Here is a 16,251-nt window from a genome sequence, read left to right as displayed (position 1 = left end):
CGGTACTCGGTGCCGCCCTGGTCCCACGCCACGGCATCAGGACCTTCGCACGGCGGCCGGATCCCGGCACGACGGGCGGCGGGCCTCGTGGAGGATCCGGGTTCCGGGCTTCCGGGCTTCCGGCGACAGGTCCCGGCGTGGCGGGCGAGGGACCTACGTCGTCCGCCGGTCTTCCCTGGCCTGGTCGTGACGCGCTCGGGCCGCCATCACCGCGGGCATCTCACCCTCCAGCCACTCGATGAGGTCGAGCAGGCGCCGGGCGGCCTGGCCGCCGAGCGGCGTGAGGCTGTACTCGACCTTCGGGGGGATGGTCGGCTCGGCCTCGCGGTGGACCAGGCCGTCACGCTCCAGGGCCTGCAGGGTCTGGGCGAGCATCTTCTCGCTCACCCCGTCGACCCGGCGGCGCAGGGCGTTGAAGCGGTAGGTCCCCTCGTGGAGCGCGACCATGACCAGGATGCCCCAGCGGCCGGTCATGTGCTCCATCGTCTCGCGCGAGACGCATCCGCGCATGAAGACGTCGTAGGTGAGCTGGCTGAACTCGTCCAGCGGGATCGCGGCCTGGTCGTCCATCCGTCCACTTTACTTTCTCGCCGCACCACACAAAAGAAAGCACTAACTTTTAGTTGGCACTATAGATTAGTTAGTACTAACCTGGCGGCGACCCCTTCGAACGAGGAGAAGCGAAATGATCGTTGTCACCGGTGCCACCGGACAGCTCGGCCGCCTGGTGGTGGACGGCCTGCTGGAGAGCGTGCCCGCGGACCAGGTCGCGGCGGCCGTACGAAACCCCGGCAAGGCCGCCGACCTGGCCGCACGCGGCGTCGAGATCAGGGAGGCCGACTACGATCGGCCGGAGACGCTGGAGCGGGCCTTCGCCACAGGTGACACGGTCCTGCTCATCTCCAGCGACGCCGTCGGGCGGCGCCTCGGGCAGCACCGCGCCGTGGTGGACGCGGCCAGGGCGGCCGGGGTCGCCCGCATCGCCTACACCAGCGTGCTGCACGCCGACACCACGCCCCTGGGGCTGGCCGCCGAGCACCGGAGCACCGAGGAGCACATCCGGGCCTCCGGGATCCCGTTCACCTTCCTGCGCAACGGCTGGTACACCGAGGTCTACGCGGCGTCCGTCCTCCAGGGCGTCGAGCACGGCGCGATCCTCGGCGCGGCCGGTGAGGGCCGCGTCGCCAGCGCGTCCCGTGCCGACTACGCGGCCGCGGCCGTCGCCGCGCTCACCGGCGAGGAGGACGGCGACAAGATCTACGAGCTCTCCGGCGACACGGCGTGGAGCCTGCCCGAGCTGGCCGCCGAGACGTCGGCGGTCTCCGGCAGGCCGGTCGTCTACCGGGATCTCCCGCACGCCGACCACCTCCGGGCCCTGATCGACGCGGGCCTGCCGGAACCGGTGGCGACCATGTACGCCGACATCGACCTCGACATCGCCCAGGGGGCCCTCTCCCACACACCGGGCGAGCTCAGCGCCCTCATCGGCCGCCCCACCACGCCGCTGCGCGAGTCGGTGACCGCCATCCTGAAGGAGGCGTGAACTCCGGCGACGATTCCACCGCCCGGAAGCGAGCGTCCGGACGCGAGCGCGACCTCTCATGGCGGAACATGACGAATCAGGGCGAAGCCATCGCCCGGAAGCGGGCGGGCACCGTCATGACGAAGCGGCCACTCGAAGCGGGCCCGAACTCCCGCGAAGGAACGGCACCGGACGGCTCGGGACCCGTGCCGGCTCAGCCACCCCGCAGCAGGTCCGCGACGGCGGCGATGCCGTCGGAGATGGCGTCCGGGGTCAGGTTGCCGAACCCGAGGACGAGCCGAGCGGGAGACGTCCGTCGTTCCGGTGGGTCGAGGAGATAGCCGCCGATCCCGTACAGCGCGACGGACCGGCGGCGGGCGGCCTCGACCACGGCACGCTCGTCCGTGCCCGGCGGCAGCTGGGCGACCGCGTGGAAACCGGCGGCCAGCCCGCGCACCTCGACCTCGGGCGCGTACCGCCCCAGCGCGTCCACGAGGGCCGCGCGCCGGGCGGCGTAGCGCGTCCGCATGTGGCGCAGGTGGCGGTCGTAGTGACCCGACCGCAGCAGGTCGGCGAGCGCGAACTGGTCGAGGACCGGCGAGCCGCGGTCGGCGAGCCGCTTCTGGCGCGCGACGTCGGCGGACAGCCGGGGCGGGCAGAGGATCCATCCGAGACGCAGGGCCGGGGCGAGCGACTTGCTGACCGAGCCGAGGAGCGCCACCCGGTCCGGAGCGAGACCCTGCAGGGCCCCGACCGGTTCGCGGTCGTAGCGGAACTCGGCGTCGTAGTCGTCCTCGACGATCGTCGCGTCGCGGGCGACGGCCCAGGCGATCAGTGCCTGCCTGCGGCCGGGAGCCAGCACGACCCCGGTGGGCGACTGATGGGCGGGGGTGAGCAGCACGGCACGCGCGCCGGTGGCCGCGAGCGCGCCGGTGTCGACACCGTGCTCGTCGACGGGTACCGCGACGATGTCGAGGCCCGCCATCGCGGCGGCGGCGCGGTGGTCGGGGTCGCCGGGATCCTCCACGGCCACGACACGCACCCCCTCCCCCGCCAGCGCACGCAGGACGAGCTGTAGTCCTTGCGCGTACCCCGCGCACACGACGGTGTGCGCCGCGTCGGCGGCGGCACCGCGAACCCGCCGCAGGTAGGCGGCGAGCACGTCGCGCAACATCGGGTCACCGTACGGGTCGCCGTAGCCGAGCAGGTCGCTGGGCACGTCGCGGCAGGCGCGCCGCAGGGCACGGCTCCATCGCTCGCGGGGGAAACTCGACAGGTCCGGCACACCGGGCCGAAAGTCGATCCCGACGGGCCCGACGGTCTCGGCGAGCGCGGTGGGCCCGGCGAGCGCGACAGGTCCAACGAGCGCGGTGGGCCCGGCGAGCGTGGCGGGTGGTGACGGCGCGTCCACCGGCGGGCGGGCGGCGGCGGCCACGCGGGTGGCCGAGCCGCCGCGCGTGACGAGGTAGCCCTCGGCCTGCAGTTGCGCGTAGCACTCGGTCACCAGGCCGCGGGAGACGCCGAGGTCACGGGCGAGGGCGCGTGAGGACGGGAGCCGCTCACCGGCGGCCAGCCGACCGGCGCGGATGCTCTCGCGCAACGCGCTCTCCAGCTGCTCACGCAAGGGTTCCGGCCGGTTCCTGTCAACCCGCAACAGGAGCTCCGGCCCCGAACCGGTCCACTCGATCGACATGAAACCGGACCTTATCGCCGAGCCGGTTTCCACTCTAGGGTCGGCCCATGACTCACCACAGGAGCACCGCCGACGAAACCCGGGAGGACGCCGGGGAGACTCGGGGGAACACCACGGGAGCCCGGGAAGACCGCGAGGAGACCCGGGAGGAGCCCTGGGAGGACGCCGCGCAGACCCGGGGAGACGGCGGGGAGGCGCAGGAGAAGGGCACCCGCGTCCCGGATCCCCGCATTCTGAGTCGCCCGGTGGTCCTGCTGCTGGTCGCCTCGCTCGGCGCCCTCGGCGGCTTCTACCTGCTGGCGCCCGTCGTCCCCCTGTACGCGGCCACGTCCGGCGCGGGCGGTGTGGGCGCGGGCCTGGCGACCGGCACCATGATGCTGGGAACCGTGCTGACGGAGTTCGCGGCGCCCGGCCTGCTGCGCGCGTACGGCTACCGGACGGTCATGGCGCTGGGCCTGTTCCTGCTCGGAGCACCCGCCCTCCTGTTGCCGGCGTCTGCGTCGATGCCCCCGGTCCTGGGGATCTGCCTGGCGCGGGGTGCCGGGCTCGGGCTCGTGGTGGTGGCCGGCGCGGCCCTGATGGCCGAACTGGTGCCGGCAGACCGTCGCGGCGAGGGGCTGGGACTGTACGGGGTGGCCGTCGGGATTCCCTCCATCGCGTGCCTGCCGCTGGGGCTCTGGCTGAGCGAGCACATCGGCCACGGACCCGTCTTCGTCGCCGGGGCGGCGTCGGCGCTGCTCGGGCTGGCCGCCGTACCCGGCCTGCCCTCCCTGCGAGCGCGGGCCGAAAAGCACGGCGGGTCCCAGGGCGAAACTCGGAACGGGACCCGAGGTGGAAGCCGGAGCGAGACCCACGACGGAATCGGGAGCGGGCCCCGGAGCGGAAGCCGGAGCGGGACCCGGGGCGGGATCCTCGGCGTCCTCCGCGACGGCGGCGTCGCCAGGCCCGCGATCGTCTTCGCCATGGTGACACCGGCGGCCGGTGTCCTGCTGACCTTCCTCCCGCTGGCCGCGCCGGAGGGGTCGTACGACCTGGTCGCGCTGGCCCTGCTCACGCAGTCCTGCGTCACGCCGCTCGCGCGCTGGGCGGCGGGGCGGTACGGCGACCGCCACGGCTCCGCTCGCCTGCTGGTCCCCGCCGTCCTGGCCGCCGCCCTCGGCACGGCCGGGCTCTTCTGGGTGGACGTCCCCCTCGCGATGATCGTCGGCATGGGCCTGTTCGGGGCGGGGTTCGGCATGGCCCAGAACGCGACCCTGGCGCTGATGTTCGAGCGCGCCCCCGAATCCGCCTTCGGCCAGGTGAGCGCGGCATGGAACCTCGCCTACGACGCCGGGCTCGGCGCCGGCGCGGTCGGGTTCGGCCTCCTCGCCGGGGCGGTGGGCTACCCGGTGGGGTTCGCCGTCACCGCCGCCGTGCTGTTCACCGCACTCGCCCCCGCCCTGTACGACCGGGCGGGGCTCCGTACCCGGTGAGAGCGGGCGGAGGACGTCGGGAGCCGCCGTTCGGGGACCTTCACTGCCTCGGGGAAGGCGCGTCCGACCTCACCCGTTCGGGACCCGCTCGGTGCCCGCGGGGTCGTCCTGGCCGTTCGCGGAGGGTTCGGGGAAGTTCCGTCCCCACCACGCGTTCCAGCGGGATTCGAGGTCGGCGAACGCGGCGTCGTCGAGGCCGTACGTGGTGAGCACCATCATGGCGGCGCCGCCGGGACCGGCGGGCGAGGGCGGGTTCCGGGTCGCGACCAGCAGGCCGTCTCCCCAGCTCTCGACGGTGAGGCCGACCTGGTTGGCCGTGCGGAACCGGACCTCGCCGCGCAGCGTCTCCCCGGTGGGTCCCTCCAGCTCGTACGGGCTCGCCGGGGACAGCCCGGCCACCGCCGCGAGGCCGGCGGCCTCCAGCACCGGCGTGGCCGCCGCGCCGGAGAGGAAGACCGTGCGCCGGTCGGCGCCCGGGTGCCGTTCCAGGGCGAACGCGAGCTGGTGGACGAAGGTGATCCAGCCCTCGGTGATGTCGTCGTAGTAGGCGTCCCACTCGGGGTCGCCGCCGCGCGGGGCACGGGTCATCCGCAGGCTCGTACGGCCGCCGAGGTCGGTCAGCTCGAACAGGTCTCCGCCCTGGACCTCCAGCCGGTGCTCGGCGGCCGACTCCACGACGTTCTGGTGGTAGATGACCTCGATCTCCTTGTCGAGGCCGTCGAAGTGCCAGCCGTGCCAGCGCCGGATCGACTCGGGATCGCGCAGCGCGCTCCACACGTCGCCGACGGGTAGGGCGATGGTGACCTCAAGGGAGAACGGCTCGTCTGTCATCGGATGCCTCTCGACGGGGAAAGCAAAGCTCGGACCCGGGTCCCGGGGCCGGGGTCCCGGGAAGGATGTCAACCGCCTGCACCCGGCGATCCGGAGGCCGGACGCCCGCTGCTCCCCCGCGCGCCGGGGGCGGGGGACGCACCGGTTTCCGGCGTATCAGGGGTGGGAGGTCCGGTGGTTTCTCGCGCGCCGGGGGCCGGGTGCCCGCCGGCGACGAGACGGTAGGGCCGCCCCCCGGGAGTGTCGAAGCGGGCCGCGACCCGTGAGAGGGCGTCGGCGAGCGCGTCGGTGAAGTCGTGCACGTCGCCGGGCTCGGCGAAGCGCACCCGCGCCTCGAGCGTGAAGGTCAGCAGCCGGGCGCCCTGCCGGTCGGCGGCGGCGGCCATGCGGGTGACGTCGCGCACGGTGCCTGCGGCCACCTCGACGAGATGCTCGGCGGCGTACTGGTCGGCGACCCGGCGGAAGCTCCCGGCCACCCCCGCCACCCCCGCCACCTCGGCCACCCCGGCGGCCCCGGCGCCCCCGGTGGGCTGCTCGCCACCGTCTCCGCCGGTTTCCCCGGCCCCGCCCACCTGGGCGCCCGCGGTGGCTCCGTCGGCTTCGGGGACTCCGTCGGCTTTGCCGGGTGCGTCGAGCACGCCGGGATCGACGAGGAAGGCGTTCGCGGTGACGCCCATGACGCGCTCGACGAAGCCGCGCCGCGGGCGCTCCTCCACGAGCTCGATCAGACCCGCCTCCTCCAGCACCCTGAGGTGGTAACCGACCCGCTGGCGCGGCATGTCGAACTCGGCCGCGAGCTGGACGGCGGAGGCGGGCTCGCGCAGACGAGCGAGGAGCCGGCGGCGGATCGGGGGAAGCGCCACACGCAGACGGTCGGGCTCGTCCATGAGTGTCATCTCGGTCGCGGCCACCCCCACATGGAACCATTGGACAAATTAATCTGTCAATTGACAACGCGGCTGGGCGCGACCGCGAGAAGCCCGCGGCCGGGTCGCCGTCATCCGGCGCACGCCGGCCGAACACTCCCGCGTACACAAGCCGAGCGCCCCCGCGTACACAAGCCGAGCACTCCCGGACGGTCAGGCCGAGCGTCCCCCGCAGTCAGGCCGAGCGCTTCCGCGTACACCGGTCACGCTTCCCTCAGTCGTGGCGCGGGATGCCGGAGACCTCGTGGTCGGCGTGGAACAGGGCCTCACCGATGAGCGCGCGGACGTGGGCGTCACGGGCCCGGTACAGCACGCGGCGGCCGTCCCTGCGGGTGTCCACCAACCCGGCGAGACGGAGTTTCGCCAGGTGCTGGGAGACCGACGGACGCGCGACCCCGACGGCCTCGGCGAGCGAGCCGACGTCGTACTCCCCCGACGACAGCAGCCACATCAGACGCAGCCTGGTGGCGTCACTGAGCATCCGGAAGGCCTCGACGGCGGCCTCCACCTGGGCGCCGGAGGGTTGCTCCTGCGACGAGTTGTCACCTGATTCGTTGTCGCGTGCATACATGACTACATATACTCCGGAAAAAGGGTGCCGGCAGCAAACGAGGTAGCCATGTCCGACCAGCAGGACGCCGGTTCTCCGTCCCCCGACGGACGCACCGGCCCCGATTCCTCCCATGGTCAGGGCCACGAGCCCGCGCACGCCCCACCGCACGGGCACGGGCACGGGCACGGGCTCGCGCGTGAACCCGGAAACGGGCACGAGAACGGGCACGGGCACGGGCACGGACGGGACGACGCCCGCGAGTCTCGGGAGCACGGCCACGGGCATCATCACGAACACGGCCACGACCGACGACCGACGGGCCGTCGGCTCGGCAGGCTGCTCTCACGGGTCGGTCACGCCCTCACCCCGCACAGCCATGACAGCGCGAGCAAGACCGACACCGCCCTGGAGTCCAGCAGTCGCGGGATGCGCGTACTGGCCGTCTCCTTCGCCGTGCTCATGGTGACCGCCGCCGTCCAGGCGGTGATCGTCGTCTTCTCCGGCTCGGTCGCCCTCCTCGGTGACACGCTGCACAACGTCGCCGACGCGCTGACCGCGCTGCCGCTGGCGATCGCCTTCTCCCTCGGGCGCCGGGCGGCCACCCGCAGGTTCACCTACGGCTACGGCAGGGCCGAGGACCTGGCCGGGATCGCCATCGTCCTGGTCATCGCCGCCTCCGCCGCGCTCGCCGGGTACGAGGCCGCGCGGCGCCTGGTCGACCCCCAGGAGGTACGGGCGATCGGCTGGGTCGCCGCGGCGGCCGTGATCGGCTTCGCGGGCAACGAGTGGGTGGCCCGTTACCGGATCGCGGTCGGGCGCCGGATCGGATCGGCCGCGCTGGTCGCCGACGGGCTGCACGCCCGAACCGACGCCCTCACCTCGCTGGCCGTGCTGCTCGGCGCGGGCGGTTCGGCACTGGGTTATCCGATCGCCGACCCGATCGTCGGCCTGCTGATCACGGTGGCCATCTGCCTCGTGCTCAGGGACGCGGCCCGCGAGATCTACCACCGGCTGATGGACGCGGTCGATCCGGCGCTCGTCGACAGCGCGGAGCGGATCCTGGCCGCCACCGCCGGCGTGCGGCGGGTGGGATCGGTGCGACTGCGCTGGGTGGGCCACACGCTGCGCGCCGAGGTGGACATCGTGGTCGGCGAGGACCTGTCGCTGCTCCAGGCGCACGCCGTGTCGGTGGAGGCCGAGCACCGGCTGATCCACCACCTGCCCCGGCTGGGTGCCGCCACCGTGCACGCCGACCCGGACGACCGGGAAGGCTCCGACCACCACGCCGTCCTGGCCGGACACCGGTAGGCGGAGCCGTACCGGACGGTCGCCGTACTGGACGGTCGCCGGACCGGAAGCTCGCGAGAACGCCCTGCCGGACACCCTCACCGCGACCGCGCCCGCGCCCGCGAACACCTCCTCGCACGGGCCGGGCGCGGGAGAGGTAGTCTCGCGTGATCACCGTCGCGGCCCGCGGACCGGATCGCCCGGCCCGGCCCGCAAGCCGTGGCGGCCCCCGATCCCCCCGATCCAGGAGAAGCGGCTGCGTTGGCCGACCACAGCAGAGGACGCCCCGGCTGGCTGCACGTCGGCCCACTGGAGGTGCGGCTGACGCGCACCTGGGAGCCTGGCACGTTCCCACCGGCGGAAACACTCCTCGCGATACTGACGCTGGCGGCCGTGCCGCAGGCTCTCGCCACCCGTCTGACCACCCACCTGAGCGGCGGCATCGTGGTGGGGCCCGGATCGGTGCCCGACCTTCCCGGCTTCGAATGGCTGCGCGGCGTCGCGCTGCCCCTGCAGGCGGGCCTCTGGGAACGCAGCGCGGGCGTCTACGACCCCCGGCAGCGGCGGATCGGGGTGGGGAGCGCCCCTTCGCCCTCGGTGTCGGTGTGCGGGCACGAGATCGGCCACGCCACCGACCACATGGACCGGCTGCCCTCGCACTCCCCGTTCTGGACCGACCTGCACGCCCGCGCCCGCGGCCGCCTCCGGCCGCCCTACCGCGACGACGTCACCGAACTGTTCGCGGAGGCCTTCGCCTGCGTGCTCACCCGGAGGGCGACCCGGCTGCTCCACCTGATCGGCGCGGAGGCGGAGGCCGAACGGGTGTATCACCAGCTGTCGGGGCAGTACGGCATCGGGTGACCGTGGGCGTGCCGCGACCCCCGGAGCTATGCTGGGCGAACAGCGGACAGAGAGACGACGGAAAGGCCACGCCATGAACGTGACCATGCTGCCGGGAGGCACCCTCCGCGTCCCCGCGACGACCACGCTGGCCAACGGCACCAAGATCGACGGCACCCGCGACATAGACCGTGACGACCCCGAATACTCCGATTGGCTCGCCCTGGCCCAGGACGAGGACGAGCAGCGCCGCCGCGACGTCGAGGAGCGCGACTCCGACCGCGAGATCCTCACCCGCTGGCGCACCCGCCGGAGCGCGTGACCGCGCCCTCCGGTCACCCGGAGTACGCCGGTGAGGTCGCCCGGAGCGCGCTCGCGAGGTCGCCCGGAGCGCGCCGTGAGCCCCGGGAGTGCTGCACCGTGAGCCACCCCGGCCCCCGTGACACCGACGTGAACGGCCACATGCCGCGGATCTCGCGCTGGCTGCGCACCCGCCCCACCCGTGCGGGCCGCACCCGCGTCCTGGCGGTCGAGGGACGCTCGGGGTCGGGCAAGTCCACCCTCGCCACCGCCGTGGCCGCGGAACTGGCCGCGCCCGTCGTACGGATGGACGACCTCTACCCGGGGTGGGACGGCCTGCTGGGAGGGGTCGACGCGCTGGTCGGGTGGGTCCTGCGACCGCTGAGCCTGGACCGGCCCGCGCGGTGGCGCCGCTACGACTGGGCGGAGGGCGCCTACGCGGAGTGGCACGAGGTCCCGGCCACCGGGATCCTGGTCCTCGACGGCACCGGCTCCGGTGCCCTCGCCGCCGCGCCGTACCTGAGCGGCCTGCTGTGGCTGGAGGCGGCCGACGAGGTGCGCAAGGCCCGCGCGCTGGAACGCGACGGCGATCTCTACGCCCCGCACTGGAACCGCTGGGCGGCCCAGGAGGAGCGTTTCCACCTCCGCGACGACGTCCGCGCCCGCGCGGACCTGACGATCACCACCACCTGAGGCCCGGACGGGAACCCCGAGGCGCGGGCGGGGAGCCCTGAGGCCTTGTGGGGAAGGCGGGACGCTCCCGCACGGACCACGAACGAGTGGATCGGCGGCGGCCGACGGCGAAGGACGGCCCGGGGCGGGCGGAAGGACGAGCCGGAGTCAGCCGCGCGGGACGGCGGCGACGCCCTCGACCTCGATGACGAGTCCGGGGGCGGCGAGCGCGGCGACCACGATCAGCGAGTGCGCGGGGAAGTCCCCCCGCGGATACCACCTGGCGAACACCTCGCCCTGCGCCGCGCGCGAGCCCGCCAGGTGCTCGGTGCCGGAGAGCATGGTGAACAGTTTGACCAGGTGCTCGGGACCGGCGCCCGCGGAGCGCAGGAGGCTCTCGATGTTGGCGAAGACCTGGCGCGCCTGCGACTCGGCGTCCGGGCCAGCGAGGGTGCCGTCCTCCAGGACGCCGACCTGACCGGAGATCATCAGCAGTTCGTGGTCGGCGGGCGCGGCGGCCAGGTGGCTGTACCGGCCGAGCGGCGCGGCCGGGCCGGGTGGATTCCAGCGGCGGATCATCGGTTCTCCTCGTCGTACGGCGTCGTGCGTCACGTGCCGCGCCCATCCTCCCTCCTTCGGCCCTCCTGACACGCCGAAGGTGGCCGGTAGCCGGTAACCGGCGGTCAGCGGGGAAGCCTGCGGCCGAGGAAGTCGTCGACGAGGCGGGCGATCTGGGCCCCGTGGCTCTCCAGCGCGAAGTGACCGGTGGGAAGCAGGTGGATCTCCGCGTCGGGCAGGTCACGCCGGAAGGCCGTGGCGCCGTCCGGCCCGAAGATCTCGTCGTGGGCTCCCCAGGCGGCGAGCAGCGGAACCCGGCTCGCGCGGAAGTACTCCTGGAAGGCCGGGTAGAGGTCGATGTTGGTGACGTAGTCGCGGGCGAGCCGGAGCTGGATCTCGATGTTGCCCGGACGCCGCAGCAGCGCGAAGTCGTGATGCCAGGTGTCGGGGCTGACGAGGGTCTCGTCGGGGACGCCGTGGGTGTACTGCCGGCGGATCGCCTCAAGTGTCTGGAACTGACGGACGGGAGCCTCGGTGGCCGGGGACGGGTCGGTGCCGTAGGCCCGGATCGGGGCCCAGAAGTCCTCGTCCAGGCCGTCGAGGTAGGCGTTGCCGTTCTGGGTGACGATCGCGGTCACACGCTCCGGGTGAGCGGTGGCGAGCCGCCAGCCGATGGGCGCGCCGTAGTCCTGCACGTACATGGCGAAGCGCGACAGGCCGAGCCGCTCGGTGAAGGCGGTGGTGAGCTCTGCCAGGTTCGCGAAGGTGTAGTCGAAGTCGTCCACGGACGGCATCGCGGAGTAGCCGAAGCCGAGGTGGTCGGGCGCGACGAGCCGGTATCGGGCGGCCAGCCTCGGGATGAGGTCACGGAACATGTGGGAGCTCGTCGGGTAGCCGTGCAGCAGGAGCAGGATCGGCGCGTCCGGGTTCCCGGCCTCACGGTAGAAGATCTCCTGCCCGCGTACGACGGCGGTGCGGTAGTGGACCATCTCATTCATGCCTAACCCCTTTGAGTCGTCGAGGGAGTTATTCACGGCCAGCGAAGCACCACCACTGCTAACCTGTCAACATGCTCAAGGTGGTTACAGCGGACGTTGACCTCCTCGTGGAACTGCTCAACACCACACCCGTGGTCGACGGCGTCCCCACGGACGCGCTGGAGGACCGGCGCGAGGCGGCCCGATGGCTGGGCGAACGCGACCTGCCCCGTTCACCGGCCGCCGTCGCCTCGGCCCGCCGCGTCAGGGACGCGGTCGCCCGCGTCGTCAGGGGCGAGGAACCCGCCCGGGCCCTGGAGCCCTTCCTCGAAGGGGTGTCGCAGACCCCGTCGGTCGGCGACGACGGCGTGCGCTGGGAGCTGAACACCGGCTCCGCCGACCCGTTCGGCCTGCGTTGCGTACTGGCCTGGGCACACCTCCAGGAGACCCTGCCCGGCCGCCTGCGCCCGTGCGCCAACGACGACTGCCGCCTGTTCCTCGTCGACCACAGCCGGGCCAACACCCGCCGCTGGTGCTCGATGGCCGCCTGCGGCAACCGCCTCAAGGCCCGGCGGCACCACCGGCGCGCGACGAACCGGAACGGCGGCGACCGACCGGCACACGGCGAACCGGCAGACACATGACACCGGGCAGGCGTACGGCCGGGGACACGACGCCGGAATCCCGTTCCCGCCGGGGCGGCCGAGATCTACGTCTTGAAATCAAACACGAAGTACGATCGAATGAACACGAAAGAGTTCCGGAACGGCCCCGAACGATCAATGATCATCCCCGTCCCGCCGAGCGCGCGACGCGTCAGGGCCGGGCGGGCGGGGCCCGCCCGCCACATCGGGGTGACACCGGAGCCGCCGGCGCAGGACCGTTCCGAGGACGAGGAGAGCCCGTGACCACATGGATGCTGCTGGACTACGGCGAGGTCATCTCCATGCCGCAGCCCTCCGACGCGACGGCCTCCATGGCGGAGCTGCTCGGCCAGGACCAGGCGGCCTTCCGCGACCGCTACTGGCGCCACCGCGACGCCTACGACCTCGGCCAGGCCTCCCACCTGTACTGGGGCGCGGTTCTCGGCAGGTCGCTCGCCGACGACGACCCGCTCGTCGCCAAGCTCGACGCGGCCGACGTCGAGAGCTGGTTCCACCTGAACCCGGAGACCCTGCGCGGCATCGAGGACCTCGCCGGACGCCACAGGCTCGCCCTGCTGTCCAACGCCCCCGAGCCGCTGGCCGCGGCCATCGACGACGCCCCCTGGTCGGCGGCGTTCGCCCACCGCTTCTACAGCTGCCGCATGGGCCTGTCCAAGCCCGACCCCGCCATCTTCGAGGAGGTCCTGCGCCACCTCGACGCCGCTCCCGGTGACGTCACCTTCCTCGACGACCGGGCCGTCAACGTCCGCGCCGCGGCGGCGCTCGGCATCAACGCCCTCCTCTACCCGGAGTGGCCCGCCGTCCCGCACGCGGGCTGACGGCCTCGCGCACGACCGCGTAGGCCGCGCACGACCGCGCAAGCCGTGTACGACCGCGCAAGCCGCGCACGGCCGCGCACGAGGCGACTTCCCGCTCGGCGCGGCCGGGCACCATGCGTGGCGACGGTCACGACGAGAAGCGGGCGACCCACTCGCGGGCCCCGGGAAGGATCTCCTCCACCGGCGCCACGTGCGGGTACCAGACGCGCTCCCACTCCAGGGAGACCCAGCCCCCGAAACCGCGCAGCAGCTCGCCGCACTCGTCGAGGGGGACCCCGCCCGCCCACATCGGCACCGGGGTCGTGTCGGTGGCCGAGACGGCGTCCTTGATCTGCACGTACGCCAGACGCCCGGCCAGCGCCGCCAGGGTCTCCGCGGGCTCTTCACCGTGCCGCCACGGGTGCAGTACGTCCCACAGCGCGCCCGCCGCCTCGGGAACGCCCGCCGCGTCCAGCAGCCGTCCGACCGCGGCACCGGTCGGCATCGCGTCATGGGTCTCCACCAGCACCCGCACCCCCGACTCCACGCACAGGTCCGCGACCGCGCGCAGCCTCCGCGCCCCCGTCTCGACGTCGTCTCCCCCGGGGAACACCCGCACGGCGGGCGCGCCCAGGTCTGCGGCGAGCGCCAGGTCGTCCCGCAGCGCCCGCACGACGGGTTCGTCCGGTCCCGCCGTGGCGATCCTGACGTATCCGGCGAGGGCGGAGACCTCCGGCCGGACGGTCACGGACGGGCCGCCACCGGCGGGACGCGCGGCGCCCGTCGCGCCCTCCCCTCCAGCGCCCGGCATGCCTTCCCATCCGTCGCCCGGCACGCCTCGCCCGCCGTCGCCCGGCGCCCCGGCACCCTCCGGGTGACCACCCGGCGTCCCAGCGCCCTCCGGGTGACCACCCGGCACCCCGGCACCCTCCGAGCGGCCACCTGACGACCCGGCGCCCTTCCGGTGGCCACCCGGCGCCCCCGTGGCTGCCGGGTGACCCTCCGGCGACCCGGCGAGGATCGCGCGAACCGCCGCACGCCGTGCCGGGGAGAGCCCGGCGTGGACCCCGGTGTCGGGGTGGAGGCGGAGTTCGAGCCCGGCGCACCCGTACTCCACCGCCGTCGCGACGGCCTCGCCCAGGCCCTGCCCCGGCATGCCGAGCGTGCTGAACGCCAACTTCATCGAGGTTCCCCCTCCGCCACCCTTCGGAAAGCGCTTCCCAAGAAAGCCCATCGTAGACGCCACGTCACCCCGCGCGTGCCGGGGACGGAGAGGCTCCCCCAGGTGGGGCCGCGGGGCGGGTCGTCCGCGCGCCGGATTAGGGGCGCGCGACTCAGGGGAGGCCTCAGGTGATGCCGATCGGGGGGCGCGGAGCCGGAGGAGCCCCGGACTCGCAGCGACATCGATCTTCTCAGCTGGAGAATCCCATGACTGGACACGTATCGGCCCCGGGCGACCTCGGCCGCCGGATCGCCAGGCGGCGCGAGGACCTCGGCCTCACCCGGGACGAGCTGGCGAGGCGGGCCGGGATCGACCCGGGCTATCTCGCCTACCTGGAGGACGCCGTGGCCTCGCCGAACACCGGCACCGTGAACCGCGTGGCCACCGCCCTGGACACCAAGCCCGAGGAGCTGCTCGGCGGGAACCTCGACCTGCCGCCGGACCGGGGCCGCCCGGACTCCCGGCCCCGGATGGAGAAGCTGGACCGAGACGAGTGCCTGCGGCTCATCACCCCAGGCGGGGTGGGCCGGATCGCCTTCGAGGAGATCGACGGGCCGGTGATCATGCCGGTCAACTACGCCCTGCACGGCAGCTCGGTGATCTTTCGCACCGCTTTCGGCGGCCCGCTCGACGACGCCCTGCGCACCGGGGTCAAGGGGGTCGAGTCCAAGGTGGCCTTCGAGGTCGACCGGATCGACGACGCCGGACGCGAGGGCTGGAGCGTGCTGGTGCGCGGCGGGGTCCACCATGTCTCCTCGGAGGAGGACCGTGCCGCCCTCGCGGCCCTGGGCGTCCGGCCGTGGGCGGGAGGCGAGCGGGAGCTGTACGTGAGGATCGCCGCCACCGAGGTCACCGGCCGTCGCATCCGGCGCGACCCCTGACCGCCACGGGGCTTCCGGGGCGGTCTCCTCCGTGCCCCGGCTCAGGTGTCCTTGAGGATGCGGTGCAGGATGGCCGGCGTCGCGGCCGGTTGCTCGGCTTCGATGCCCAGGCGGTTCATGACGTGCCAGTAGCGCTCGACGTCGGTGAGCTTCTCCAGGTAGATGGCGCCGGTGAGCTGTTCGAGGTAGACCACGTCGGGAAGCTCGCCCTCGGGAAAACGCAGGATCGTCGCGGGGCCCGTCGCCGCCGCGGCCGCTCCGGCGCTGAACGGCATCACCTGGAGGGTGACGTGGCCGAGTTCGGCGATCTCCGTGAGGTGCCGGAGCTGGGCGCGCAGCACCTCGGGACCTCCGACGGGGCGGCGCAACACGGCCTCGTCGACGACGCTCCAGAGCGTGGCGGGCTCCCGCCGGGTGAGGAGCCGCTGGCGCTCCATGCGCAGGGCGACACGGCGCTCGATCTCGGCCTCCGGGGCGCCCGCGCAGGCGGGCCGGATGAGGGCGCGGGCGTACTCCTCGGTCTGCAGCAGCTCGGGGACGAACTGGACCTCGTAGCTGCGGATGAGAGAGGCGGCCTGTTCCAGCCCGAGGTAGGCGTCGAACCAGGGGGGCACCACGTCGCCGTAGGCCTGCCACCAGCCGGGCCTGTTGGCCTCCGCGGCCAGGGCGAGCAGCGGGGCGCGCTCGGCGTCGGCGACGACCCCGTAGAGGGTGAGAAGGTCGGCCACGTCGCGCTGCTTGAAGCCGGTCCGCCCCAGCTCCAGGCGACTGATCTTGGAATGTGACGCGCGGATCGCCTCTCCGGCCTCCTCGCGCGTGATGTGGCCGTTCTCGCGCAGCTTCCGGAGCTGCGCGCCCACCAGCATGCGGACCACGGTGGGCCCGGCCTGCCGGTGATCCGGGCTCTGACCCTCGGCTTGTTCGCCCGTCGCCCGAACAACGCGCAAGTTCGCTCCCTTCAACCGCGACCGGCCGGTCGGTGAGTGTTCAAGCTTTTCACGTCCGGGTGGTTTCCCGTAGTGAGACACGGACTCCGCGCCACGTGGGCGCGGCGC

Annotated in this window: 18 protein-coding genes; 9 read left to right on the top strand and 9 right to left on the bottom strand. The window is 73.4% G+C overall.

Features of this window, described 5'->3' with window-relative positions; translation table 11 throughout:
* Positions 1-153 precede the first annotated feature (153 nt).
* Positions 154-570, bottom strand: coding sequence for a winged helix-turn-helix transcriptional regulator (locus tag ACFFRH_RS39435; protein WP_344744511.1), 417 nt, complete (start codon positions 568-570; stop codon positions 154-156).
* Between the two features lie 115 nt (positions 571-685).
* On the opposite strand from ACFFRH_RS39435, the gene ACFFRH_RS39430 reads away from it, so the two are divergent.
* Positions 686-1,543, top strand: a complete 858-nt coding sequence (locus ACFFRH_RS39430; RefSeq protein WP_344744512.1) for an NAD(P)H-binding protein — start codon at positions 686-688, stop codon at positions 1,541-1,543.
* A 193-nt stretch (positions 1,544-1,736) separates the two neighbouring features.
* Here ACFFRH_RS39430 and pdxR read toward each other — a convergent pair whose 3' ends face one another.
* Positions 1,737-3,215: a MocR-like pyridoxine biosynthesis transcription factor PdxR gene (gene pdxR, locus ACFFRH_RS39425; RefSeq protein WP_386162688.1), complete on the bottom strand. Its 1,479-nt coding sequence runs from the start codon at positions 3,213-3,215 to the stop codon at positions 1,737-1,739.
* 47 nt (positions 3,216-3,262) lie between these two features.
* On the opposite strand from pdxR, the gene ACFFRH_RS39420 reads away from it, so the two are divergent.
* On the top strand, positions 3,263-4,687 hold the full coding sequence (locus tag ACFFRH_RS39420) for an MFS transporter (protein WP_386162685.1): 1,425 nt from the start codon (positions 3,263-3,265) through the stop codon (positions 4,685-4,687).
* A 69-nt stretch (positions 4,688-4,756) separates the two neighbouring features.
* Here the strand turns inward: ACFFRH_RS39420 and ACFFRH_RS39415 are convergent, their stop codons facing one another.
* From ACFFRH_RS39415 to ACFFRH_RS39405, 3 genes are all read right to left on the bottom strand, one after another.
* Positions 4,757-5,518, bottom strand: a complete 762-nt coding sequence (locus ACFFRH_RS39415) for an SRPBCC family protein (protein ID WP_386162682.1) — start codon at positions 5,516-5,518, stop codon at positions 4,757-4,759.
* 68 nt (positions 5,519-5,586) lie between these two features.
* Positions 5,587-6,429, bottom strand: coding sequence for an ArsR/SmtB family transcription factor (locus ACFFRH_RS39410; protein WP_386162680.1), 843 nt, complete (start codon positions 6,427-6,429; stop codon positions 5,587-5,589).
* A 229-nt stretch (positions 6,430-6,658) separates the two neighbouring features.
* On the bottom strand, positions 6,659-7,015 hold the full coding sequence (locus ACFFRH_RS39405) for an ArsR/SmtB family transcription factor (protein ID WP_386162677.1): 357 nt from the start codon (positions 7,013-7,015) through the stop codon (positions 6,659-6,661).
* 48 nt (positions 7,016-7,063) lie between these two features.
* Here ACFFRH_RS39405 and ACFFRH_RS39400 point away from each other — a divergent pair, with 48 nt between their 5' ends.
* The 4 genes from ACFFRH_RS39400 (at position 7,064) to ACFFRH_RS39385 (ending at position 10,117) form a co-directional block, all read left to right on the top strand.
* Positions 7,064-8,305: a cation diffusion facilitator family transporter gene (locus tag ACFFRH_RS39400; RefSeq protein WP_386162675.1), complete on the top strand. Its 1,242-nt coding sequence runs from the start codon at positions 7,064-7,066 to the stop codon at positions 8,303-8,305.
* A 240-nt stretch (positions 8,306-8,545) separates the two neighbouring features.
* The gene (locus tag ACFFRH_RS39395; RefSeq protein ID WP_386162672.1) at positions 8,546-9,145 is read left to right on the top strand and encodes a hypothetical protein; all 600 of its coding nucleotides are present in this window, start codon (positions 8,546-8,548) and stop codon (positions 9,143-9,145) included.
* Positions 9,146-9,218: 73 nt separating this feature from the next.
* Complete coding sequence (locus ACFFRH_RS39390; protein WP_386162670.1) at positions 9,219-9,446, top strand: hypothetical protein; 228 nt, start codon at positions 9,219-9,221, stop codon at positions 9,444-9,446.
* Complete coding sequence (locus ACFFRH_RS39385) at positions 9,443-10,117, top strand: nucleoside/nucleotide kinase family protein (RefSeq protein WP_386162667.1); 675 nt, start codon at positions 9,443-9,445, stop codon at positions 10,115-10,117. The genes ACFFRH_RS39390 and ACFFRH_RS39385 overlap by 4 nt, the downstream gene beginning before the upstream one ends.
* Positions 10,118-10,264: 147 nt before the next feature.
* On the opposite strand, the gene ACFFRH_RS39380 is transcribed toward ACFFRH_RS39385, so the two are convergent.
* Complete coding sequence (locus ACFFRH_RS39380) at positions 10,265-10,675, bottom strand: RidA family protein (protein ID WP_386162664.1); 411 nt, start codon at positions 10,673-10,675, stop codon at positions 10,265-10,267.
* Positions 10,676-10,779: 104 nt separating this feature from the next.
* The gene (locus ACFFRH_RS39375) at positions 10,780-11,652 is read right to left on the bottom strand and encodes an alpha/beta fold hydrolase (RefSeq protein WP_386162661.1); all 873 of its coding nucleotides are present in this window, start codon (positions 11,650-11,652) and stop codon (positions 10,780-10,782) included.
* A 71-nt stretch (positions 11,653-11,723) separates the two neighbouring features.
* On the opposite strand from ACFFRH_RS39375, the gene ACFFRH_RS39370 reads away from it, so the two are divergent.
* Both ACFFRH_RS39370 and ACFFRH_RS39365 read left to right on the top strand, forming a co-directional pair.
* Positions 11,724-12,275, top strand: coding sequence for a CGNR zinc finger domain-containing protein (locus ACFFRH_RS39370; RefSeq protein ID WP_386162658.1), 552 nt, complete (start codon positions 11,724-11,726; stop codon positions 12,273-12,275).
* Positions 12,276-12,535: 260 nt separating this feature from the next.
* Positions 12,536-13,114: an HAD-IA family hydrolase gene (locus tag ACFFRH_RS39365; RefSeq protein ID WP_386162656.1), complete on the top strand. Its 579-nt coding sequence runs from the start codon at positions 12,536-12,538 to the stop codon at positions 13,112-13,114.
* 127 nt (positions 13,115-13,241) lie between these two features.
* On the opposite strand, the gene ACFFRH_RS39360 is transcribed toward ACFFRH_RS39365, so the two are convergent.
* The gene (locus ACFFRH_RS39360; RefSeq protein WP_386162653.1) at positions 13,242-14,276 is read right to left on the bottom strand and encodes a TIM barrel protein; all 1,035 of its coding nucleotides are present in this window, start codon (positions 14,274-14,276) and stop codon (positions 13,242-13,244) included.
* 245 nt (positions 14,277-14,521) lie between these two features.
* On the opposite strand from ACFFRH_RS39360, the gene ACFFRH_RS39355 reads away from it, so the two are divergent.
* Positions 14,522-15,196 carry a pyridoxamine 5'-phosphate oxidase family protein gene (locus tag ACFFRH_RS39355; protein WP_386162651.1) on the top strand — a complete coding sequence of 225 codons (675 nt, stop codon included), beginning with the start codon at positions 14,522-14,524 and terminating at the stop codon, positions 15,194-15,196.
* Between the two features lie 41 nt (positions 15,197-15,237).
* Here ACFFRH_RS39355 and ACFFRH_RS39350 read toward each other — a convergent pair whose 3' ends face one another.
* On the bottom strand, positions 15,238-16,143 hold the full coding sequence (locus ACFFRH_RS39350; protein WP_386162648.1) for a Sco1979 family transcriptional regulator: 906 nt from the start codon (positions 16,141-16,143) through the stop codon (positions 15,238-15,240).
* Between the last annotated feature and the right edge of the window lie 108 nt (positions 16,144-16,251).

The sequence above is a fragment of the Streptosporangium vulgare genome, from assembly GCF_042428775.1.
GTDB lineage: Bacteria > Actinomycetota > Actinomycetes > Streptosporangiales > Streptosporangiaceae > Streptosporangium > Streptosporangium vulgare.
This window is presented reverse-complemented; position numbering and strand designations above follow the sequence as displayed.